16 protein-coding genes and 1 riboswitch are annotated in these 22,808 nt (G+C 51.4%); of the genes, 4 read left to right on the top strand and 12 right to left on the bottom strand.

Annotated features, from left to right (window positions below):
• Positions 1–121 precede the first annotated feature (121 nt).
• The gene (locus ACY2VW_RS05530; protein WP_117761985.1) at positions 122–1,489 is read left to right on the top strand and encodes an MATE family efflux transporter; all 1,368 of its coding nucleotides are present in this window, start codon (positions 122–124) and stop codon (positions 1,487–1,489) included.
• 97 nt (positions 1,490–1,586) lie between these two features.
• Here the strand turns inward: ACY2VW_RS05530 and nrdD are convergent, their stop codons facing one another.
• Together nrdD and dapF are read right to left on the bottom strand one after the other, a co-directional pair.
• Entirely contained in the window at positions 1,587–3,722 is a 2,136-nt protein-coding gene (gene nrdD / locus ACY2VW_RS05525; protein WP_117510100.1) for an anaerobic ribonucleoside-triphosphate reductase, read from the bottom strand.
• Between the two features lie 171 nt (positions 3,723–3,893).
• Positions 3,894–4,742, bottom strand: a complete 849-nt coding sequence (dapF, locus tag ACY2VW_RS05520) for a diaminopimelate epimerase (protein ID WP_117805222.1) — start codon at positions 4,740–4,742, stop codon at positions 3,894–3,896.
• A gap of 205 nt (positions 4,743–4,947) precedes the next feature.
• Here dapF and ACY2VW_RS05515 point away from each other — a divergent pair, with 205 nt between their 5' ends.
• Together ACY2VW_RS05515 and trxB are read left to right on the top strand one after the other, a co-directional pair.
• Positions 4,948–6,273, top strand: a complete 1,326-nt coding sequence (locus ACY2VW_RS05515) for a hypothetical protein (RefSeq protein ID WP_461877355.1) — start codon at positions 4,948–4,950, stop codon at positions 6,271–6,273.
• 59 nt (positions 6,274–6,332) lie between these two features.
• Positions 6,333–7,253: a thioredoxin-disulfide reductase gene (gene trxB / locus ACY2VW_RS05510; RefSeq protein WP_461877354.1), complete on the top strand. Its 921-nt coding sequence runs from the start codon at positions 6,333–6,335 to the stop codon at positions 7,251–7,253.
• A 474-nt stretch (positions 7,254–7,727) separates the two neighbouring features.
• On the opposite strand, the gene ACY2VW_RS05505 is transcribed toward trxB, so the two are convergent.
• From ACY2VW_RS05505 to ACY2VW_RS05485, 5 genes are all read right to left on the bottom strand, one after another.
• Positions 7,728–8,825 carry an ABC transporter ATP-binding protein gene (locus tag ACY2VW_RS05505; protein ID WP_461877353.1) on the bottom strand — a complete coding sequence of 366 codons (1,098 nt, stop codon included), beginning with the start codon at positions 8,823–8,825 and terminating at the stop codon, positions 7,728–7,730.
• 6 nt (positions 8,826–8,831) lie between these two features.
• Complete coding sequence (locus ACY2VW_RS05500; protein WP_461874633.1) at positions 8,832–9,848, bottom strand: FecCD family ABC transporter permease; 1,017 nt, start codon at positions 9,846–9,848, stop codon at positions 8,832–8,834.
• Between the two features lie 56 nt (positions 9,849–9,904).
• Positions 9,905–11,251: an ABC transporter substrate-binding protein gene (locus ACY2VW_RS05495; RefSeq protein ID WP_461877352.1), complete on the bottom strand. Its 1,347-nt coding sequence runs from the start codon at positions 11,249–11,251 to the stop codon at positions 9,905–9,907.
• Positions 11,252–11,330: 79 nt separating this feature from the next.
• Positions 11,331–15,032: a hypothetical protein gene (locus ACY2VW_RS05490; protein ID WP_461877351.1), complete on the bottom strand. Its 3,702-nt coding sequence runs from the start codon at positions 15,030–15,032 to the stop codon at positions 11,331–11,333.
• Positions 15,033–15,091: 59 nt separating this feature from the next.
• Complete coding sequence (locus ACY2VW_RS05485; protein ID WP_461877350.1) at positions 15,092–15,304, bottom strand: hypothetical protein; 213 nt, start codon at positions 15,302–15,304, stop codon at positions 15,092–15,094.
• A gap of 7 nt (positions 15,305–15,311) precedes the next feature.
• Positions 15,312–15,525: riboswitch (cobalamin riboswitch) on the bottom strand.
• A gap of 119 nt (positions 15,526–15,644) precedes the next feature.
• Here ACY2VW_RS05485 and ACY2VW_RS05480 point away from each other — a divergent pair.
• A complete protein-coding gene (locus tag ACY2VW_RS05480; protein WP_461877349.1) occupies positions 15,645–17,411 on the top strand; it encodes a DUF885 domain-containing protein in 1,767 nt (588 codons plus the stop codon).
• A gap of 90 nt (positions 17,412–17,501) precedes the next feature.
• Here ACY2VW_RS05480 and ACY2VW_RS05475 read toward each other — a convergent pair whose 3' ends face one another.
• The 5 genes from ACY2VW_RS05475 to ACY2VW_RS05455 form a co-directional block, all read right to left on the bottom strand.
• The gene (locus ACY2VW_RS05475) at positions 17,502–18,971 is read right to left on the bottom strand and encodes a polysaccharide deacetylase (protein WP_461877348.1); all 1,470 of its coding nucleotides are present in this window, start codon (positions 18,969–18,971) and stop codon (positions 17,502–17,504) included.
• Between the two features lie 215 nt (positions 18,972–19,186).
• A complete protein-coding gene (locus ACY2VW_RS05470) occupies positions 19,187–19,957 on the bottom strand; it encodes a TrmH family RNA methyltransferase (RefSeq protein ID WP_461877346.1) in 771 nt (256 codons plus the stop codon).
• A gap of 11 nt (positions 19,958–19,968) precedes the next feature.
• Entirely contained in the window at positions 19,969–20,625 is a 657-nt protein-coding gene (locus ACY2VW_RS05465; RefSeq protein ID WP_461874598.1) for a potassium channel family protein, read from the bottom strand.
• 15 nt (positions 20,626–20,640) lie between these two features.
• Positions 20,641–22,026 carry a TrkH family potassium uptake protein gene (locus tag ACY2VW_RS05460; RefSeq protein ID WP_461877345.1) on the bottom strand — a complete coding sequence of 462 codons (1,386 nt, stop codon included), beginning with the start codon at positions 22,024–22,026 and terminating at the stop codon, positions 20,641–20,643.
• A gap of 8 nt (positions 22,027–22,034) precedes the next feature.
• Positions 22,035–22,574, bottom strand: a complete 540-nt coding sequence (locus tag ACY2VW_RS05455; protein WP_461877343.1) for a hypothetical protein — start codon at positions 22,572–22,574, stop codon at positions 22,035–22,037.
• Between the last annotated feature and the right edge of the window lie 234 nt (positions 22,575–22,808).

The following is a 22,808-nucleotide window of genomic DNA, read 5'->3' as shown; positions in this document are numbered from 1 at the left end:
TCTATATTATACAGGGAATGTCAACATTGACCAGAAAATAGCTTGTTTTAGCCATTGTTTTTCCATTTTCTTTCCGCTATAATACAGCAAAAACTACTATTTATACTTTGGGGGAATTTTTATGAAAACACGAATGAATTTCAAGGATGAGTTTTACCAGAAATTAAAGCTCCTCGTCCTCCCGATTGCGATTCAGAACTTTATGCTGGCTCTCGTCAGCGCGACGGACGCAATCATGCTGGGATGGATTGACCAGACCTCGCTGTCGGCGGTTTCGCTGGCCGGGCAGGTGCAGTTTGTTTTGAGCCTTTTTATCTCAGGCATCGCGGCGGGCGCCGGTATTATGGCAGCGCAGTACTGGGGGAAACAGGATGCCGCTTCGATCGAAAAAGTGATTCCGATCGCACTTCGCACCAACCTGCTGTTCTCCGGCCTGTTTACCATCCTTGCCGGTTTCTGTCCCGAAATACTGATGCGCATCTTTACAAATGATGCGGCCCTGGTTGCAAGCGGAAGCCAGTATTTACGCGCTGTTGCACTCTCCTACGTACTCTGCGGTATTTCGCAGGTCTATCTGATCCTGCTGAAAAACACCGGTCATGCAGCAGTCAGCTCCCGCATCAGTTCCACTGCGGTTGTACTGAACATCATTTTAAATGCCATCCTCATCTACGGTCTTTGCGGTGCTCCGGCACTTGGGATCCGCGGAGCAGCTTATGCAACGGTAGCTGCCCGCGTTGTGGAACTGATCTGGGCTTATCTCGAGACAAAGAAACCGGAGCGTGTACGGATTCTCTGGAACCGCCTCTTCTCTTCCGCAGGGAAAATACTTTCAGAAGACTTCTGGCGCTACACGCTTCCCGTGCTTGCGGCCTCCCTCGTCTGGGGAATTGCCTACGTTCTGTACTCCGTTATCATGGGCCACATGGGAAGCGATGCTGTTGCAGCAAACTCGATTACCTCGATTGCAAAGAGCCTCCTCTCCTGCCTGATCCGCGGTGTGAGCGGCGGTGCCGGTGTTCTGATCGGAAACCTGCTCGGTGCAGATGAACTCGAGAAAGCACGCGAATACGGCGGCCGCCTGACGCATCTTGCAATTGCCATCGGCGTTGTGACCGGCGGTCTTCTGATGTTGATCTCTCCTGCAATCGTCCACTTCGCTCCGCTTACCGATACCGCGGCAGAATATCTGCAGTACATGCTTCTCTTCTGCGGTCTGAACTTGATGGCACAGTCGGTCAACACCACCGTTCTCGACGGCATCTTCTGTGCCGGCGGCGATGCAAAATTCGATATGCAGGGAAATATCGGCGCGATGTGGTGCTTTTCCGTACCGCTTGGCTTCCTCGCCGCGTTCTGGCTGAAGCTGCCGGTCATGGTTGTCTACTGTATCGTAAACCTCGATGAGATCGTGAAACTGCCTGCGGTTTATCTTCATTATAAAAAATACGTCTGGGTACGCAACATCACCCGCGATATCGAAGAATAATTACCGAACTATAAAATCCCCTGCGGAAAATCCAAACCGAATGGATTTCCCGCAGGGGATTTCGTTCTTTTATCGTATTACAAATATCGCAATGATTTTACATCGATTTTCTTTCCGCAATTTCTGCCATCTTCGCCTCGTTCAGACGGGTGTCGCCATGGACACGGCTGTAGGAAAGATAGCCGTTCATACGGTCGATCTTTGTCAGGTTCTTGGAACCGCAGACCGGGCAGACATCCATGTCTAGTTCCTGGTGGCCGCAGTCATCGCAGTAAGCCAGGGACAGGTTGACGCCCTCGTAGTAGCCGAGCTCCATCGCACGCTCGATCAGTGTCTTGATCGCGCCTTTGTTGTAGCCGACCGGATAGCGCACGTACTGGATTTTTCCGCCGTTGCAGAGCTCCCAGAAACGTCCCTCGAGATCCTGTTTCTGGATCGGGGTGATGTCCTCGGTTACGTGGCAGTGGAAACTGTTGCTCACATACGGGCGGTCCGAAACGTTGCGGACGATGCCGTACTGTTTGCGGAACTGCTCTATCTGCAGGCCGCACAGGGATTCTGCCGGTGTGCCGTAGATCGCATAGAGGATGCCGTCCTCTTTCTTAAACTCGGCAACCTTGTCGTTGATATATTTCAGCGTGTCAAGTGCGAACTGTCCGTCCTCAACAAGAGATTTTCCGTTGTACAGCTCCTGCAGCTCGTTCAGCGCCGTGATACCGAACGATGCGGTCATCGGCTTTAACAGCGGGCGGATCTTGTCGGACGGTTTTAAGTGGCCGCCGTAGAAACCTCCCTCACAGTAAGCCAGCGGGTTCGTGGATGCACGCATCTCGCCGAGGTAATCGTAGGTCCGTTTGTGCAGATCGCGGATCATCTCGAGGTAGAAGTCGAGCACTTCGTGGAAATCGCGGTTCTCGGAACGGGATTTTGCCAGGATCATCGGAAGATGAAGGGAAACGGCTCCGATGTTGAAACGTCCGACAAAGACCGGTTTGTCGTTCTCATCTGCCGGCTCCATGCCTCCGCGCTCGTACCACGGGCTAAGGAAAGCACGGCATCCCATCGGGCTGATGACTCTCTTGTATTTCTTGTACATCTCGGCGATGTAGCCCTCGCCGCTCATCGACAGCCAGTCCGGATACATGGTTTTAGAGGAACAGTCAAGTCCTGCCTCAAAGACATCTTCTGCGATGCCGCCCTCTCCGTGAATTGCCTTGTCATATAAGAAGACGATTTTCGGGAAGAGCACCGGCTTTTTGTGGCCTTTCCTGCCCTGTCCGTTTTTGTGGACCTCGAGAAGGGAGATGGAAATCATCTTCTCGAACATGCTCGTTCCAAGGCCGAGGGTCACGGTAACGAACGGATAATCACCGCGGGAAGATCCAACAGTGTTCAGTTTATACTCAATTCCCTGCCATCCCTGATCGCACTCTCTTCTTACTTTGTCGATCGCATACTCGATGGCTTTCTCCTGTGCACCCTCCCAGGATGCGTCGGTATATTTCAGGAACTCTTTTACGTAGTAATCGTAGCTCTTCTGTGCGTACGGAGCAAGGATCTTGTCCACCTCTGGCACGGTAAAGCCGCCGTACTGCTGTGCAGCGGTGCTGAGGACGATATCGCCCATGACATCAAATGCGGTGTCGAGTGTCTTCGGCTCATTGTACCAGACATTTCCCATCTCGAAACCGCCTTTTAAAACGTTTCCGACATCGAACAGACAGCAGTTCATGGTATCGAGACGTGCGGACTGGTCGTGGATGTAGATGTAGCCGTCCTTACAGGCCTGCAGCTCGTTGCGGTTCATGAAGAACTTGCGGTACAGCTCTTTGTTCAGCTCGTTGAAAATCAGGCTTCGCTTCGTTGCAACGAGGGCGCTGTCGGTGTTGGCATTGCTCTTGTCGCCGATGTAGCGGATGGACTGGCTCTTCGTGTAGACCTCGTCCATCATATGGATAAAATCAGTTTTGTAATTGCGGTAATCGCGGTAGCTTTTTGCCACAGCCGGGTTTACTTTTTCGAGTGCTCCCTCCACGATATTGTGCATATCGCTGATCGGAATTTCGGTCTTTCCAAGGGAATATACGTGCTCGGTTGCGAACTTACAGATAAAGTCAATCTCCTGCTGTGAGAAGGTATACAGGATTCTCTGTGCGGATTTATTTACGGCACGAACGATCTTCTGCGCGTCGAATTCTTCTTTGGTGCCGTCCTTTTTGATAATATAAACCATTGTGGTGTCCTCCAAATCAAACACTATATCTTGTGTGTCCCCCACCCTTTTCTTGTAGCGGGCACCACATATTGTAGCATGTTTCTTTTGAAAAGAAAAGGCATTTCCTGTAAGTTTTTATTTTCAGAATATTGCATACTGCTCTTTCGTGCAGACAGAAATCTGCATTTTTCAAATTCGTTCTGCAAGCGTTCCTTCAAAAACGGTCTCGGCCGGGCCGGTCAGAAGGACCTTATTTTTCGTCCGGTCCCATGTAACGAAAAGCCTGCCGCCGCGCAGTTCTACGGCAGTTTCTCCCTCCGAAACACAGCCGGAAAGCATCGCCGCGACGGCTGCCGCACACGCTCCCGTTCCGCAGGACAGCGTTTCACCGCTCCCACGTTCCCAGACTCTCATTTTTATTGTGTGTTGATCTAAAGTCTGGATAAACTCTGTATTGATACGGTCCGGGAAGCAGGAAAGGTGTTCAAAAGCGGAACCGGTCTTTGCAATGGATATTTTTTCCACATCTTCCACCGGAATCACCGCATGCGGATTTCCCATCGAAAGGCAGGTCATCGTATAATTTTCCCCGCACACGGTAATTTTATGCTCCAGCACATATTCCCCCAGAGAAACAACGGGGATCTGTGCGGCGCGGAATTCCGGCGTTCCCATCTCCACTGTCACCTGACAGATCTTATTCGGATTCTCCCCCGTCTGCAGATGAATCACACGGTTTCCGCTGCCGGTTTCGATAGTCAGCGTCGTTTTTCTCGTCAGCCCATGCTCGTACACGTATTTTCCCACACAGCGGATGCCGTTGCCGCACATCGCGCCCTTCGAGCCGTCGGCGTTGTACATTTCCATCGAAAAATCTGCTGTTTTGGATGCCCCGATCAGAATCAGCCCGTCCGCGCCGATGCCGAAATGGCGGTCACTTACCGCTTTTGCCAGCCGTCCCGGACTCTCCACCCGCTCCTCCATGGCATTTACATAGATATAATCATTTCCGCAGCCCTGCATTTTTGTAAAACGCATACACAGCCTCCTCCCAGACTTCTGCCCTTTCCAGTTCCTTACTAAATATGTATTCCGTACCGCGCTTTTGAAAAACCATTTTTCTCAAATCCGCTTCAGACATTGGAAAACGAAGCGGAATGTGATAGAATAGGGGGAACTGATATCGTTACTTACATGAAGTAACTTTCAAATATTTTTAACCATTTATTATGAGGAGGTTTTGATGAAAAAATACCGTTGGGTTTTAACAGCAGTATTTGCCGCTTTCCTCGTGGGAACGAGCGGCTGCGGAAAGAAAACAGAAACGATTCCGATCACAACCATCAGTCAGAGTACCGACGATGACGACCCCGAAGACAATCTGGCGGCCTCCGGCGATTCCGATGAGATTCCGGAATACGATGTGGATCTCTCGAAGAACCTGAACAGTTTTCAGCTTGCCATCTGGGGCGATACATACGAAATTCCGGAATCCTACGCGGATTTTACAGCGCTTGGCTGGGTCTACAGCGGCGACGACACGAAGGAAATCCAGCCGGAATCCTTCTCAGAGGGCGAAAGTTTTGAAAAGGACGGAAACCAGATTACCGTCGATATTGCCAATCCGGATACCACGGCAAAGCCAGTGGCGGAATGCCTGATCGGAGGCATTCACATCGACACCTCGACCGCTGAGGGCCAGAATATCTATGTCGGCCTGCCGAACGGCGTCACTCTGCAGCAGTCGCTGATGGAGGATGCGGAAAGCATCTACGGTGCGCCAAAGGACCGTTATGAGACCGATACCTCTGTGCAGTTCACGTATGAGTACGGGCTGTACCAGACGATCACGCTCGGCTTCGATAACAAAACGGGAATTCTGTATTCCCTCGATATGCAGAACTTTACGACCACGGCTGATGCAGAAGCGCTCGATGGTGTCAGCGATGCCACAACACCGGAAGTGGAGGCCTACCAGGCACCGGAAACCGACAGCATTGAAATCAACGACTGGACCGTCCGCTTTGACGATGTACTCTATCATCTTCCCGTTCCGGTCAGTGAACTTCTGGACCACGACTGGACCGTCAATACGAAAGAGTCCGATACGGCCGTTTTAAACGGAAAATACGGCTACGTCACGCTGGAAAAGGGCGGTCAGAAGCTTTACTGCACCGTACATAATTACGGCGCGGAGGCGACGACAGTGCGCAACTGTTTTGTTACTTCGCTGTACGGCGATCTCGATACGACAAAGATTCCGATTTCAATCACAAACGGCATCACGCTCGGCACTTCCGAGAGCGATTTTCTGGCGAAGGCAGGGGATGCCAAATCAGAAAAAACGGAAAAAGAGGATAGTAACCTGACACTCTACACATTCTATAGTGATGACGAAAAGCTGGACTACACTGAAATCGGCATCGACAACGATCTGAAGCTGGTACGCAGCATCAAGGTGGTTCACAACCAGCCGGAAGCGCCGGAAGAAGAAGCCAAAAAAACTTCCGCGGAAGATTCATCTTCCGTTTCCGACAGTCAGGAACCGTCCGAAACACCGGCTCCGTAACGATACTTTCAGAAAAATGGCTGCATGGCAGCTTACTACAGACGAAAACGAGGATTTTTATGGAAAACTTATACGACGTTATCATCATCGGCTCCGGCCCGGCGGGTCTTTCTGCCGCGATTTATGCGAAACGCGCAAAGCTCTCCTCTCTTACGATTGAGGCAAACTTTGCAAGCGGCGGCCAGGTGCTGAATACCTATGAAGTAGACAACTATCCCGGCCTTCCGGGCATCAGCGGCATGGATCTCGGAAGCACGCTGCGCGCACACGCTGAAAAAATGGGCGCGGAATTTTCCCGCGAGCGTGTGAAGGAGCTTGTTCTTGACGAAGAGATCAAGATTGTCCGCACGAGAAAAAATGAGTATCATGCCAGAACGGTCATTCTTGCAACCGGTGCGGAGCACCGCGCGTTAAATGTACCTGGTGAAAAGGAACTCTCCGGCATGGGCGTCTCTTACTGTGCAACGTGTGACGGCGCATTTTTCAAAGACAAAACCGTTGCCGTTATCGGCGGCGGCGATGTCGCCGTGGAGGATGCGATTTTCCTTGCCAGAACGTGCAAAAAGGTTTACGTGATCCACCGCCGCGATGAACTGCGGGCAGCCGGTGTTCTCCAGGATGCACTGCTGGCACTGCCGAATGTGGAAATGGTGTGGGATACGGTTGTGGATTCCATCGAGGGAAATGAGATGGTGTCCGGCGTAAAAATAACAAACAAAAAAACAGGCGAAACGGGTGAGATCGCCGTGGACGGTGTCTTTATTGCCGTCGGCATCGTTCCGGTGTCTGCGCTGATTCAGGGCGCAGTCGAAACCGATGAGGCTGGCTATATCAAAGCCGGCGAAGACGGTGTGACGAGCGTGCCAGGCGTGTTCGCCGCAGGCGATGTCCGCACGAAGCAGCTCCGCCAGATCATCACGGCAGCCGCCGATGGCGCGAACTGCGTGACTTCCGTGGAGAAATATCTGATCAGCCACTAATGGCTTCTTTCAAATAGGATACAGCAAAAGCAGGCATTCTTCGTATTGTACGGAGAACTGCCTGCTTTTTTCTGTTTTTCCGTAGTTTCTGAAATCTGAAAAACCTTTCATGTCAGTCGTGTAAAACTTTAAAACCCCTTTTTGTCAAAATTGCACAAAGAAACCGGCTTTTTTCCACATGGGTCAATTTTATAAACATCCCGTCCACAAGTTATCCACATAGTTAACCACCGAAAACATGCCTAAAAACAAGTTATACACCGAGTTATCCACATTATCCACGAAAAACGGTGTGGAAATCATGTGTTTAAATCTTGCGAAATCAGAACACGTGTTTTGGTCATAACAGAGAAAACCGTTATTTTGCCAAAAGATTTTACAAAGCACTTGACTTTTTAAGTGTCAATCTCTGTTGGTTTTTGGCTTGAATTGTGTGAATTTTTTGTACAATTTAATATTACATTTTTCTTTGTTTTACTCTGCCAGCTTTCCAAGCCGCTTTGCTTCTGCCCTCAGCTCTTCGATCCGACGGTTGCACATGCCCACCGGGACGCCGGTGTCGATGACACGTTCACAGCTCTTCATCAGCTCGCAGGCGCGGGCAAATACCTCGTCGCTGATCTCCTGGAACGGTGCTTCGGTTACCGTCTCCATCGCCAGAATGCGGGCGAGCTGGTAATCGATATCGTTCGTATACAGGACGCCTGCTGCAAACGGGACATTTTCCTTCTGCAGTTTCCGGAAAACCGGGATTCCCGTTCCGCCGCCTGCGAGGACAAAGACGCGCGGCGTTCCCTCCGGCCGCGGCAGCTCGATGCTTCCGAAGCACGGGTCGAACGAACCATTGTCAATCTCGTACAGTTCGCGGATGATATCCTCGCGGAAAATTGTCTCCGGCGCGCCGAAATGGGAAATAGCATCGCCCTTGACGCAGATGATCTTGTCTGAAATTTTCTGTGCCAGATCGATCTCATGCAGCGACATGATGACGGTGATGCCCTTCTCCTTTGCCATGCGACGCAGAATCGCAAGCAGTTCCAGCTTGTGGCGGATATCGAGGAAAGAAGTCGGCTCGTCGAGGACGATGACCTCCGGCTCCTGGCAGATCGCACGCGCAAGAAGCACTCTCTGGCGCTGGCCGTCGCTGATGGCGTTGAAATCGCGGCCGCCGAGCTCTTCGGCATGAACGGCGCGCATCGCCTCCTCGACCTTCTCCTCATCCTCGCGGGTCAGCATGCCGAGCCGTCCCGTGTACGGATAACGGCCCGTCGCCACGATATCGTGGCACGTCATTAATTCCGGCTTCATGCGCTCCGTCAGCACAACCGCCATTTTCGTGGACAGCTCGCGGAACGAAAGCTCATGCAGGTTTTTCCCGTCAAATTCCACATTTCCGCCGACCAGCTTTAACTGGCGGGTGATGCTTTTCAAAATCGTTGATTTACCGGAACCGTTCGGTCCGATCAGCGTAACGATCTCGCCTTTTTCGATGCCGATGCAGATATCTTTGATCAGCGGCTTTTTATCATAGCCGACCGTCAGGTGGTCCAGATGAAAATAATATTCATTCATATTCTCTTACCCCCTTTTCCGGCGCAGCATCATGAAAATGACAACCGGCGCACCAAAGATCGATGTGACCGTACTGATGGACAGCTCCAGCGGCGCAAACGCCATACGCGCGATCAGGTCACACATCATACAGAAGACGGCTCCGCCGAGGAACGTTCCCGGGATTACGACGAGCGGACGCGATGTGCCGAGGCTCTGTTTGACGAGGAACGGTACGGCAATGCCGACAAACGAAATCGGGCCGGCAAATGCGGTGACGCATGCGGAGAGAATACTCGAAAGCAGAATCAGCGCGATACGGAAGACCTTGATGTTGACGCCCATGCTCTGCGCATATGCCTCGCCGAGCTGATACGCGCCAATCGGCTTTGCCATCAAAAATGTGATGACAAAGGTGATTCCGATCACAACTGCTGAGATTGCCACATTGCTCCAGCTCATGCCGGAAAAGCTTCCCTGCGACCAGCCGTGCAGATTGACAATATCGGAATCCTCCGCGAAGGTGACAACAAAATCTGTTACGGCCGAGCAGATATAGCCGATCATAATCCCGGCAACAAGAAGCGTTGCCATATGTTTCAGCCGCCGCGACATCAGCAGGATAAAGCCGACGGAAATCAGGGAACCGATAAATGCGGCAATAATCAGCGTATAAGAGGTAATATTACGTGCCCGCCCCAGATAAAAAATCATAGTCAGCGCTACGACCATTTTGGCACCCGAGGATATTCCAAGTACAAACGGGCCGGCAATCGGGTTTTCAAAGAAGGTCTGCAGCAGGAAACCGGACAACGACAATGCACCGCCCAGGATTGCCGCCATCAGAATACGCGGAAGGCGGATTTTCCAGATAATATTGTACTCTTTCCCCTCTCCGGTCCGCCGCAGCAGAATCCGGAAAATTTCCGGAATCGAAATATTTACGTTTCCGGAATTGATATTCAGCACGGTGATGGCGGCGAACGCCAGAATCAGCACCAGGAACACAGCGGCATACCGCGAACGGCGCCGGAAGTTTTCCATATGGAAACTGTTCTCTTTTCCTGTCATATTTTTTTTCTCTGACATACGTTCCTCCATCAGGATAATTTTCTTAAGAATACCATCTGATCCGGATCGCCGCCCGTTACCAGAAGGTTAATGTCGTTGGTAAACTGTGCAATTTTATCGGTTGCCTGATACATGGATTTCTCGGTTGTCCAGACGTTTCCCTCTTTGACGGCTTTGTAATCGGCAAACATGGAATCCTTTGCCAGCAGGTCGTCCAGGGTTTTGACGGTGGAATCGATACTTGCGTTGTAGATCAGGTAGTCCGCATCTTCGGCCGTATCGTAGAACTGCTCCATCGTGATCGGCACGGATGTTTTTCCGCTGTCGTCCTGGAGATCACGGAAGGCGTTGCGCGCACCGCCAAGCTCGATCATGTTGGAAATGTAGTCCTCCGGGTTCCGCACAACGGCAGCTCCGCTCGTATTAATATAGAAGAAAGCGACCGTTTTTTCGGTATTCTGGAAATCCTTCAGATTTTCCACAACACTTGCCTGACTTGCAAAGAAGTCGGCTGCCTCCTCCTCTTTGTCCAGCATGGCACCGTAGAGTTTGATCCATTCGGTTCTGCCAAGAGGCTGGGATTCGTAGCTGGAACGGTCGATGAAGACCGGAATATCGAGCATCTCGATCATCTCCTGTACCTTCGGGGAATGGAGGATCATCGTAGATTCAATGGCCAGATCACAGTTCTCACTGACCAGAAGTTCGTAATCCGGCTCACTGTATTTTCCGGCAAAGATCATCGTTCCGGCATTCATCGCGTCAGCGGCATCCTGTACGTACCAGTTGTCTGCGGTTTCACCGGAGAGACGAATCGTATCGAGGGAGTCGATGGCATCGAACAGCGCCATCGGAGAGGTTGCTGCCATGTAGATGCGTTCCAGCGGCTGATGGATTACAATTACGTCGGAATCAAGGTCATCCGGTGCCTCTTTTCCGTCCGGGACGAGCAGATACTGCGCGCCGTCTTTGACATCGATCAGTTTATAGCCGTCTGTGCAGTAGTATACGTTAAAGCACTCGGCGTAATTCAGGACCATCTTGCTCTCGATGGTGATTCCGGTGATGTCCGGTGCGTCGCTGACATCGTCTGTCGTTGCGAAACCATCCGCGGATGCGGTATCACTCCCGGAGGTGCTGCCCGCAGCAGTGGCTTCGGAGGTGCTTTCACTTTCAGCCGTACTTTCCGAGGCGGATGTGCTCTCCGTCTGACTTTCGGAAACGTCTGCTGCGGATGCTGTGGATGTGCTGCTCTCAGAAACTGCCGAAGTGCCCGACGCGGACGATGCGGTGCTGCCGCAGGCCGTCAGTGACATCGCTGCTGCAAGAAAAAGTGCGGCCCATTTTTTCAGCTTTCTTTCGTTTTTTCCTGTCATTTGATATTCCTTTCTTAAAGAAAAAGCCGCTGCCATACGGCAGCAGCCCTTTCTCATTTTTTGCTGCAAATTATTGTACTTATTTATTCTCTTCTGCCTTTACCATCTGCTGGAACAGCTCGTTTGCCTGATCCTCGCATCCGAAGATCACGCCGTAGACCTTCAGCCACTCTGCTTTCGCAAGATCGGTCTTCTCGTCTGCGGAACGGTCAACCAGCATCGGAATGGTCAGGGTTGCCAGACGCTCTGCGGTATCGGACAGACGCTCATTTTCCTCTTTCAGAAGTTCTTCCGGAGTCTTTTCTTCGTCTGCTTTCTCATCTTTTGCATTTCCCGGAAGGAACTCAGACGGAAGAATTGCAAAGTCGATTTCGTCTTTTACCAGAGCTTTGTAGTCCAGATCATCGAATGCTCCGTCGAAGGAGATTTTTTTGTCTTCCATTGCTTTTGCAATGTTTTCGATCTGGCAGTCTTTCTGCTCCATGCCGACTGCTTTGATGCTCTCTGCTGCGTCTAACTGCTCGTCGAGAAGTTTCAGGGCATCCTCAGATGCTACGTATGCTTTCTCAACCGGAAGCTGGATCACGATCATATCTTTGTCCAGTCCTGCCGGAATCTCAACATCTTTCGGAACGATCAGATATTTGACAACATTGCCTTCGTACAGCTCTTTTGTCTTTTCGGTCAGATCTTTCGCTTTCTCAGTGCTGGTCTTTTTGGAATCGGATGCTGCTGCCGCTTCTTCCTCGTCGGTTGCTGCTGCGGTATCCTCTGCTGCTGCGGTATCGGTATCTTCTGCTTTCTTGTCGTCCTCGGTCTGTTTCTCCGGATCACGCTCGGTATCTTTTGTCATATCGATCTCCAGCAGGGTGATGCCTTCGTCGTAATGATACATCTTGAAGTACTCTGCGTAAGCAAGTTTTGTCTCTGCTTTGTATTCCAGTCCCATGATCTCCGGAGCGGTGGTATCCAGCCTGGAGTTATCGGTGCTGATCGTGGAGGTTGTTCCGTCTGCTTTTACAAATCCTGTGCTGGAAGAAGTGCTGCCGCCCTTCTTTGCTGCTGCCAGGGAGATGAAGATGTTGTAGGAAATCTCATGGGCAACGGACATTCTGGTGGTCATACCGATGATGGTATTGTTCTTATTCAGCTCAACCGGAATGGTGAAGATGCTGCTTCCGCCGCTGACATTTGCCATATATTTGTTTCCGTTTGCTTTTACATATCCGTAATACGGACTGCTAAAAGCGATGGTTGCATACGCCTGTCCGTTTGTTACGGTGATCTTGCTGCAGGAGATGCTTACCTTTCCGGTACCGCCCGAGAAGGAAAAGCCGTCTGGGGTGTAAACGCCGTCTGCCAGTGTGGTTGCACTGTCTACTTTGGATGTGCCGCCACTTAAATCAGACTCATATTTGGATTCCTGCTCCGGTTTGGTATCGGCCGGTTTCTGGGTCGGTGCCGGAGTCGGGGTGCTGGTCGGTTTTACAACCGGTGTCTCAGATGGAGATACGGTTGGGGTCTTGGTCGGAACGAGGGTTGGTTTCGGAGTATCGCCCTTGTTGTCATCCGACGGAAGGTCTCCGGTCTTTTTCAGGCTGGAAGATGCAATCGTGATGGCTCTGTCGTACCATTTGCCGCTCTTTACTGCATGAGCTGCTACAGCAAGTTCCTGATCCAGTGCCTCTACCGGGATTTCAAACTGCATTCCGGTTTTGGTTTCACCGTCTAAGGTGTAGTCCACTTTTCCGGTGGAAGCGATCCATGCGCCGCTCTCTGCTGCCGCATCTTTTCTGGTTCCCATATACAGATAATCATAGCCGCTTCCGCTTAAGGTGATAACTGCTGTCATTTTTCCGTTTTTCGCGGTCAGTTTTACGCCGACTACCTTGAACATTGCTGCATTAGTTGTTGCCTCTGCACTGTAAATACCATCTGCTACTTTATTGGTCTCATCTGCCGGAAGATCTGCGGTCTTTTTCAGGCTGGAAGATGCGATGGTAATGGTTCTTGCATACCATTTATCCTGTTTTGCAGAATGGGAAGAAACAACAAGTGCCTGATCGAGTGCTGCTACCGGAATATCATACTGCATTCCTGTTTTCGTCTCGCCGTCTGCTGTTGTGTAATCAACGGTGCCGACGCCTGCAATCCATGCACTCTTGTCTGCGGCAGCTGCCTCTTCCGGTGTTCCCATGTACAGATAATCGTAGGCAACACCACTTAACGTGATGCGTGCTTTCATGTCGCCGTCTTTTACGGTCAGCTCTACGCCGACTACTTTGAACATAGCTGCGCCGGTCTCCGCGGTTCCGCCGTAGATACCGTTTTCTACTTTCGCCGGTTCCGGAGTTGGAGTTGCGGTTGGAGCCGGAGTCTCAATCGGAGTCGGGGCTGCAGTCGGGACCGGAGTCTCGGTCGGCTCCGGTGTCGGAGTTACTTCCGGTGTTTTACCCGGAACTGCAAGATAAAGCTGCTGTTTGGTGTACCAGGTTCCATCTGGCTTTCCAAGAACGATCGGAACGGTTGTGCCGGCTTTGTCCGCATCTACTTCAAATGCAAAGGAATAACCGCCGTTTGCTTCCTGCATTCCCTGGATAGCCGGTGTTTTTGCAAGGTCATCGTTCTTTCCAAGATACAGTTTATCAAATGATACGTTGTTTGTTTTCAGTGTAAGAACGAGTTTATCGCCCTTGTTGATCATTGTTGCCTCGGAGATGACGAACATTTTGAATACGCTGCCGTCCTCTTTGGTAACCGGTGCTTCTACACTGGCTGGCTTATTCGAGGAATCCTCACCGGGATTTTCGCTTGGAGTCTCGGTTGGTTCCGGTGTTACCGTCGGGATTGCATCGGTGCTGTGGATCGTAACAGTTTTATCAGCCCATGTTTTTTTCTTGGCTGAGCGGACGGCAACATCCATCTGTTTGTCAAGCTCTTCCACTGGAATTTCAAAACGATATCCGGTCTTTTCTGCACCGGTCTTCGTATCCGTATAGGTTTCGCTTCCTGTCGGAGCAATCCAGCTCTTTTCATCTGCTGCAGCAGCTTCTGCTGCTGTTCCCATATACAGGTAATCATAGCCGGTTCCACTCAGCAGAATGGATGCTTTCAGTTTTCCATCTTTTACGATGAGTCTGGAAGAAATCACACTGAACATGCTTCCGGTTGCTTCTGCAGAAGTCTCATACTCACCATCTGCCGGTTTTGCTTCTTCCGCTGCTTTTGTTTCTTTCTTCTCGGCTGTATTGGATGCCTCATTTTTGGTCGTTTCTTTTACTTCCGTTTTCGGCTGTTCTGCCGCCGGACTGGTATTCTCTTTTACAGCATCTTTGGTTTCTTCTTTTGCCGGTGTTTCTTTTTCAGCATCCTGGGAAGTCTCATCTGCTGCTTCCGGCTCTTTTTCTGTGGTATCGGCAGTCTCTTCACCGTCTTTTGCAGTGTCCTCTGCAGTATCTTCCGAAGCATCCTCATCTGCGGATGGTGTCCCGGTCTCGTCAGATCCTGCCGGTGTCTGATCCTCTGCAGGCGCGGCCGGTGTTTCTGTCGGCTCTTCTGCCGGAGTCTCTGCAGTGCTTTCACTGCTCTCGGTTTCTGCCGGTGTTGTTTCCGGTTCTGCCGTCTCTGCTGTTTCTTCGCTCTGCGGCGCTTCCTCTGCGGCTGCGCTGCTTTCTGTCTGTGCTGCTTTTTCCTGCGTATCTGCTAATACGCTGGCAGTCGGGCTCATGATCATGGACGCCGACAGCAGCAGTGCCAGAAATTTGCTTGAATTTCCTTTCATAACTTCTCCTTTTCTTCGGATATCCTTCGTGCATCTGCTCCGGATTCCGTCTGACTTTTTCAGGCAGCTGGGCGGTGCCTGTCCCCGTCAATGATGTCTCCCTGCAAGTAATCTTGTTTTTGAGGACACATTTTTTCTGCGAAAAGACAAACAGACATCTGCTTTTTCTGCAAAAGAGTTTCTCCACCGGAGCTCTCTTTCGGACGCATGGCGACAAAAAAGCAGATGTCCGATTTTACTTCGTACATCTTTCCATGAATATATGCTTTCATCGGAAGCGATTCACTAACCTTTCCAGCAGGTTTCCTGACTCGCAGATCTTCACGGCAGCCGCGCCTTCTCATGCATTCCGCACAATGGCATTTCTGCAGCTAACACTCCCTGCTTACAGTGACCGGATCGCTCAGGATTTCCACCTGATTTCCTTTTACCTTCGCGGATTCTGTTTTTAATCTTTTCAAATCCGCTCAGCACTGAAAAGTCCCTTATTTCGTTCGTTTCTGATTATAGCAAAGCCGTTTTGGAAAGTCAAATGAAAGACCACGGAAAAAGCGCATAAAATCAGCATTTTTTACATACTTTATGATAACTGTCCGCACCGGAGCCTATTCTATGAAACCAGCTTCTCTGCACCGCCGCATCCTGTTCCCTCTGCTTCTGTGCGGCGGACTTCTTTTCGCCCTGCTGTTCTGGTATTTTTCCCCGTTCTTTTCCCCTGGTGAGAACCGCCGGTTTTCCGCGTATGTGGAGGAACGGTTCCACTCCGAGGTAACCTCTTCTGCCATCACGCTCCACTATACCCTCGCCGATCCGGCTTCCCGCGGAATTGCCCCCGGCACCGCCTCGTTCGGCACGGTTTCTATCCCTGACCGCACCTCGTATGATGCCGTGCTGCAGAGTGTGGAAACGACGCTCACATCCTTTCATCGAAACCGCCTCTCCCGGGAAAATCAGATTACGCTCGATCTTCTGCTCTACGAGCTGGACTGTGAGAAAATGCCGGGCAGCACCAGCCTTCTTGCGGAACCGCTCGGTCCGTCGCTCGGAATTCAGGCACAGCTTCCCATTCTGCTCGCGGAGTACCCGTTCCGCACACAGCAGGATGTCGCCGACTACCTCCATCTTCTGCAGGACCTCCCGCGCTATTTCTCCGACCTCATCGCACTTGAGCAGGAAAAATCCCGGCAGGGCGTGTTTCAGAATGACCTTGCGGTCGATGGCATTATCCGCCAGTGCAGTGCTTTTCTCGCCGACGCGGATACACCGGAAAGCCATCTGCTCCACACCGTTTTTCAGAATAAACTGCTGGCGTCTTCACTGTTTTCTGCGGCGGAAAGGAATCTCTGTCTGCAGACGCATGAAAAACTCCTTACCTCCTGTGTTTTTCCCGCCTACCGCTCTCTTTCCGATGCGCTTTCTTCACTCCGCGGCAAAGGAACGCAGAACGCCGGCGGTCTTTCCCGGCAGGAAGGCGGACTTTCCTACTATGCGTATCTTCTCCGCAGCCGCGTCGGTGTTGACGCTTCACCGGAGGAGCTGACCCGCCTTTTAACGCAGCAGCTTGCGGACCAGTGTGCCGAAATGCAGATCATTCTCGATCAGAATCCGTCGCTCTCCCTCTCCGGGCAGGCGCTCGTGCTGCCGTTCTCCACGCCGGAGGAAATGCTTGCCGATCTCCAAAATGCTATTTCCGAGGATTTTCCCGTTCTTTCGGATATTTCATATGAAGTAAAGACCGTGGATGACTCCCTCAAGGATTTTTTAAGCCCCGCCTTTTATCTCACACCGCCCGCCGATGTCAATTCACCCAACTCCATTTACCTGAATCCCGCGGATGAGATGACCGGCATCGAGCTGTATTCCACACTTGCCCACGAGGGCTTTCCCGGCCATCTGTACCAGACCGTCTCGTTCTCGCGCTCCGACCCGCTTCTGATCCGCCATCTCTACGCGCCGTCGGGTTATGTGGAAGGATGGGCAACCTACGTTGAATCGTATGCCTGCCGCTACGCCGCACGTAATCTCGATGCGAACACGCAGGCGCTCTGCCGTCTCTGGTATCTGAACCGCTCAGTGCATCTTACCCTCTGCTCGCTGCTGGATCTCGGCATCCACAGCCAGGGATGGCTCCTCCCGGATGCGTCAGCCTTTCTGGCGCAGTTCGGCATCACGGATGCGTCGGCTGCTGCCTCTTTATATCAGTATATTCTCGAGACACCGGCGAACTATCTGAAATACTGTGTCGGATCGCTCTCGTTTTCGCAGCTCCTCTCGGAAGTGCAGGAACAGGAAGGTGACTCATTCTCATTGATCGGTTTCCATGAAAAACTGCTCCGTCTCGGGCCTCTGCCGTTTCCGCTCATAGAAAAATATCTGTAAACGGTTCGCCCTGCTGAAAAAAAGATCCCACAGACTTTCTTCTATAAATAATAGAAAGTTCTGTGAGATCTTTTTCATTTTCAAAATTCTTTAACCTAAATTGTAAAGAGATGGATCTGTCGGCCGCTGCGGATCAATAACAGAGGCAGAATCAAACAGATCGCTTGTTCTGTCCTCGCCGCCTCCGTAGAGGTTCTGGTACAGACGGTATCCATCCAGGTTTCTTCGTCCCATACGCAGGTAATTGTCTCTTACCTGAACGAAATACTGGGTGGAATCTACGTTGCAGTAGATGTTGAAGCCCTGACTCTTTAAGTAAGCAAACTTCTCATTGTCCATCGTGTAATCGTGCCAGTCGGAAAGATCCTGTCCATGTGCAAAGATGATGATATCGCTTCCGCCGATGAGCGGTGCAACATACGTCAGCCATTTCTCGGTATCTGCCTGGATCGCCTCGATCGGTTTGTCGCCGACACGGATATGGCCCCAGGTATGGCTTGCGAATGTCCAGCCGTCTGCTTTGATCGCATCGGCTACTTTTTTCGCCTCCTCGCACTCTTTATCCCAGTCGAAATCCGGGTGTGCATCAAGCCATGCTACCTGATCATCCGTCAGATTTTCTCTCGTCTTGTAATCACCGTCGGTGCGGTATCCGAGGATTCCATCGTAGCCGGTCAGTGCTACGGTTCCGCGCGCATTGTGGTATACGGCATCCGGATGCGCTTCGATAAACTGATCCATCAGCGGGATGCAGTCGTAAGCACCGGTCACAACAGTTCCGTCATCCTGAATGTATTCGCAGGTCGGTTTTCCGTCGTCGCCGACTACCATCTTGCTGGCAATGCCGCGTCCGTCGTAAGAGTGGTAATAGGAAAGGTCATCCAGAGAAAGAACGAATGCTTTCTTGCCCTCCGGCAGGTAAATGTCCCCTTCCTCGTAATGAACGGTTCCGTCATCATCTACGGTCTTTTTCACGAGATCGTTGATCGAAACCATGACATATCCTCTGTCGTACATCTGCTGGGTGATCGCGTTGAACTCATCCACGGTGGTCATCCACTGGCAGAAGCCTGCGGTCTGTGCGTTGTCCTGATAGAACGCTTTCTGCGGATCGACTACAAGAGAATGATAGAAAATGTGGGTTACTTCGTTGATGTTGACGCGCACACAGGCATCTCTCGTACTGGTGTACTCTGCTACTTTTGTGATGATATCCGCGTCGGTCGCTGCGCCCTCTACGCTCTGGAGCTTTTCAATGGCTCCATCGTAATCGTATGTCTGCGCAAGTGCATCGGCTTCCGCCATAATCTGTGCTTTCGTTGTCGGCGCTTCAGCACTTCCCGTGCTGTCCGACGATACGGAACCGTCCACCTCTGCTGTTTTCTGATCCTCTTTTTCCTGTGCTTTCTGCTGGATTTTTTCTGTTCCTCCGGCCAAAGCCCAGATTCCAATGCCGAGGATGACAAGCAGAACACATAGAATTCCTGTTTTGATCATCAGCGCACGCTTCCGCTTTCTTCTTCGGAGCTCCTTTTTGCTGATGTTTTTTTTCTCACTCATTTTTCCTTCCTCCCAAAACAGCTTTTGTTACAGTTCACAGGTTCCCTGCAAACTGTAACTGTAACTTGTTTTTCTGGCAAATATTACAGTTTTACCGGACTGACAGAAATTCAGCCCGGATTCTGTTCTTTTTATTTTAGCTCAAAATACCGGTTCTGTCGAGTGGATTCCCACAGGTTAAGAGAAATGTAAGAAAACCGGTACCGCTCTTTCTTTTATGCGCGCTGGCCGTGTGCCTCATACATGAGAACGGCGGATGCAATCGCCGCGTTTAACGACTCCACTTTTCCTTCCATCGGAATACGGATCAGGCACTCGGCAGCCTCTGCCATTGCGTCGGTCAGGCCGTTTCCCTCATTTCCGATCAGGAATGCCGTTCCTTTTGTGTAATCCTCCTCGCGGTAGGAATGCACGCCGTGCAGATGTGCCGCGTACGTACAGATCTTCCGCGCTTTTAAGCCTTTTACAAATCCGACCGCATCGTCGACGATCAGAAACGGCATACGGTAGATCGAGCCCATCGTCGAGCGGATCGTTTTCGGATTGAAGATATCCGCGGTACCGCGGCTCATGATGATGCCGGTGACTCCTGCGCCCTCTGCGGTGCGGATGATTGTTCCGACATTTCCAGGGTCCTGCAGATCCTCAAGTACCATCAACAGCGGTGTCTTTCCGTTGTCCAGCACCTCCTCTTCGGTGTAATGCGGCATGCGGATCACACTTAAAACACCCTGCGGCGTCTTCGTGTCGCACATGGACTGGAACACGCGGTCGTCCACTACTTCGTATTCTGTCCCGTCGGACGGCATTTCATGCGTTTTGCTGCCGCTCTCAGACATATATACTTTTTTCAGCCATTCCCGCGGCGCTTCCTGAAACATTTTCCAGCCCTCTGCCACGAAAACGTCCTGCTCCCGGCGTTCTTTTGCTTTTTTATTCAGCGCAATAATGTTTTTTACCTGTGCATTGCTGCTGCTTGTAATCATGAATGGTTCCCTCATTTCCTGTTTTTCATCAATTTGGCAAGTTCTTTGTTTTCACCGACCAGAATCAGCACTTCCTCTGCGCGAAGCAGCGTCTTCGGATTGACCGTGACACGGATGTTGTCCCCGTCCTTGACGGCAATCACGTTGATACCGTATTTCTTCCGCAGATCCAGCTCCTCGAGGTTATGCCCCGTCCACGCTTCCGGCACGGGAAGTTCTACCATGGAGAACGAATCCGACAGCATGAAGAAGTCCTGGAAGCCGCCGGAAATCAGGCTTTTTCCGAGGCGGATGCCCGTCTCACTCTCCGCCATCACGACGCGGTCCGCGCCGACTTTTTTCAAAATATTGGCATGCATCGGATTCATGCCCTTGGCGATGACGAGCGGCACGCCCGCCTCTTTTGCCTGCAGGGTGGCAAGGATACTCGACTCCATATTTTCGGCAATACCGACGATCACCACATCCATGTTGCTGATGCCAAGCGATGCAAAGACACGGCTGTCGGTAATGTCTGCGCGTGCCGCATATGTGACGAGATCGGCGATCTCCTGTACCAGCTCCGGGTCTTTATCGACCGCAAGCACTTCTTTTCCTGCCTGTGCCAGCGTCGTTGCCACGGCGAAGCCGAATTTTCCAAGTCCGATGACTGCGTATTGTTTACTCATGTTTTTTCTCCTCTTTTATCCAATCAGCACCCGCTGTTCCGGGCGCTGGATATCCACATCTTTTCTTCCGCTTTTCCGCCGCAGTGCAATGGCCAGCGTAACCGGTCCAAGACGTCCCATGAACATGACCAGAATTACGATGATTTTTCCCGCCGCCGGAAGGGTCGGCGTAAGCGACCGCGTCAGTCCCACGGTTGCCACAGCGGAAACGATCTCATACAGGCAGTCCAGCAGAGGACTTCCGGTGACAGAGATCAGAAGCACCGTCGCGGTGAATGCCATCGTCAGTGCGAAGAAGAAAATAACGATCGCGGTGCGGATATTTTCTTCCATGACCTTCCGTCCCCAGACCACAGTGTCGGAATCGCCGCGGATGTAGGATGCGACGACCACGAGCAGAATCGCAACAGTCGTCGTCTTGACACCGCCCGCCGTTCCCATCGGAGAGCCGCCGATGAACATAAGGATCATGCTCACCATCGCGGAACCGTCCGAGAAGTTTGCCTGCGGGATCGTCTCAAAGCCGGCTGTTCGCGTCGTCACGGACTGGAAGAAGGCCGCCATAACCTTCTGCGCCGGTTTTAAGCTGCCAAGCGAGGATGCGTGGTTCCAGTCCAGCGCGAGGATCAGAAGCGCCCCGCCGAACAGAAGAATGACGGTTGTCGTCAGAACCAGTTTGGTGTGGAGCGTGAAGCCGCGCACGAAGTTTTTCCGGGTCCGTTTTCCTTTTACAAGATCCTGCACGCGCTCCAGCACTTCCCACCAGACCGGAAAGCCAAGGCCGCTTAAGAGAATCAGGCCCATCGTCGTAAAGTTGATGAGAGGGTTCGTCACAAACGGGGCGAACGAGGATTCCCCGACGAGGTCAATTCCGGCGTTGCAGAAGGCGGATACGGAGTGGAACAGGCTGTAGCCGATTCCCTTCCAGAAACCGTATTCCGGCACAAACCAGAAGCTGTAGAAAAAGGCTCCCGCCAGCTCCACCGCCGCCGTGCCGATCAGCAGCTTCCGCACAATACCGACGCTGCCCTTTAAAACCGGCAGATTGTAAGTGTCCTGGATCAGTTTGCGGCTCTGCAGACTGATTTTCCGGCGCAGGATCAGAAACACCATCGTCAGGCACGCCATGATGCCAAGACCTCCGAACTGAATCAACCCGAGGATCACAATTTTTCCAAAGGTACTCCATGTCGTCGCTGTCGGAACGGTGACAAGGCCCGTCACGCAGACAGATGTCGTTGCGGTAAACAGGGCGTCGAGCCAGTAAACGCTTTTTCCGTCCGCCGCAGAAACCGGCAGGCACAGAAGAATCGTTCCCAGCAGGATTACCGCCGCAAATCCCAGCATCATAATCCGCTCCGCCGGGGTATGCCATTTATTTTTGCTTTGTTTTTCGGCCATCGCTCCTCCTATTCTGCCGCTTTATTTTCTGCTTCACTGCTGTAGTAGAGCTTTCCGGTCTCACTGTCCGTCACGGTAATATCCGCAAAATATTCCCCGCAGGAACCCTCACACTGGTAATAGACGTCAAACGAAACCGTCATGTCATCTTCTCCTTCCAGGTATTCCGCGTGAACCTGATTTTTCGCGGTCCGCGTCGTTCTGCTCCACACTTCATCATCCGCAAGAAGCTCCTTTTTGATCTTCACAGGAAATTCACTGGATGCAATTTCGTGCTGATTGGACTCGTTTTTGATCCGGTAATAGAGATTCATGTACAGCCCGTCATCTTCCTCATGGAAAAACCAGCCGTAGATATCATCCTCCGCAACAATCGTCGGCTGGATCAGCTCAGCGTTTGTTTTGGTCGTGAATGCATTCATCTCATGCGTAAACTCATGCTGCATCCGCTGATGCTTCATCAGCCAGCTTCCTCCTTTCACTCCCGCCGCTGCCGCTGCAAGAACAACAGCACTGACACACAGAGCAATGATTTTCTTTTTTGTCATTTTTACTCCCCTTTTATTTTTTGAAACATAAAAATAAGATACTCATTGGAACATTTATGAGTATCTTATCAGTTTGCCGATATAAAGTCAACGGAGCCGGGGGAGACTTCACGACAAACGCATGAATAACTATCTAATACCAATTCTGCTTTTCCAGTTTTTTTAAGCTTCTAAAAGTTCTTCCAAGTACTTAATTGGACGCAAGCTTACTACAAACCTTTTCTTTCTCATCGA

This window comes from Fusicatenibacter sp., from assembly GCF_977045365.1.
This window is presented reverse-complemented; position numbering and strand designations above follow the sequence as displayed.

Coding starts and splice junctions, on each gene's coding strand:
- ACY2VW_RS05530 (WP_117761985.1), top strand. CDS start 122: ATGAAAACACGAATGAATTTCAAGGATGAGTTTTACCAGAAATTAAAG.
- nrdD (WP_117510100.1), bottom strand. CDS start 3,722: ATGGTTTATATTATCAAAAAGGACGGCACCAAAGAAGAATTCGACGCG.
- dapF (WP_117805222.1), bottom strand. CDS start 4,742: ATGCGTTTTACAAAAATGCAGGGCTGCGGAAATGATTATATCTATGTA.
- ACY2VW_RS05515 (WP_461877355.1), top strand. CDS start 4,948: ATGAAAAAATACCGTTGGGTTTTAACAGCAGTATTTGCCGCTTTCCTC.
- trxB (WP_461877354.1), top strand. CDS start 6,333: ATGGAAAACTTATACGACGTTATCATCATCGGCTCCGGCCCGGCGGGT.
- ACY2VW_RS05505 (WP_461877353.1), bottom strand. CDS start 8,825: ATGAATGAATATTATTTTCATCTGGACCACCTGACGGTCGGCTATGAT.
- ACY2VW_RS05500 (WP_461874633.1), bottom strand. CDS start 9,848: ATGGAAAACTTCCGGCGCCGTTCGCGGTATGCCGCTGTGTTCCTGGTG.
- ACY2VW_RS05495 (WP_461877352.1), bottom strand. CDS start 11,251: ATGACAGGAAAAAACGAAAGAAAGCTGAAAAAATGGGCCGCACTTTTT.
- ACY2VW_RS05490 (WP_461877351.1), bottom strand. CDS start 15,032: ATGAAAGGAAATTCAAGCAAATTTCTGGCACTGCTGCTGTCGGCGTCC.
- ACY2VW_RS05485 (WP_461877350.1), bottom strand. CDS start 15,304: ATGAAAGCATATATTCATGGAAAGATGTACGAAGTAAAATCGGACATC.
- ACY2VW_RS05480 (WP_461877349.1), top strand. CDS start 15,645: ATGAAACCAGCTTCTCTGCACCGCCGCATCCTGTTCCCTCTGCTTCTG.
- ACY2VW_RS05475 (WP_461877348.1), bottom strand. CDS start 18,971: ATGAGTGAGAAAAAAAACATCAGCAAAAAGGAGCTCCGAAGAAGAAAG.
- ACY2VW_RS05470 (WP_461877346.1), bottom strand. CDS start 19,957: ATGATTACAAGCAGCAGCAATGCACAGGTAAAAAACATTATTGCGCTG.
- ACY2VW_RS05465 (WP_461874598.1), bottom strand. CDS start 20,625: ATGAGTAAACAATACGCAGTCATCGGACTTGGAAAATTCGGCTTCGCC.
- ACY2VW_RS05460 (WP_461877345.1), bottom strand. CDS start 22,026: ATGGCCGAAAAACAAAGCAAAAATAAATGGCATACCCCGGCGGAGCGG.
- ACY2VW_RS05455 (WP_461877343.1), bottom strand. CDS start 22,574: ATGACAAAAAAGAAAATCATTGCTCTGTGTGTCAGTGCTGTTGTTCTT.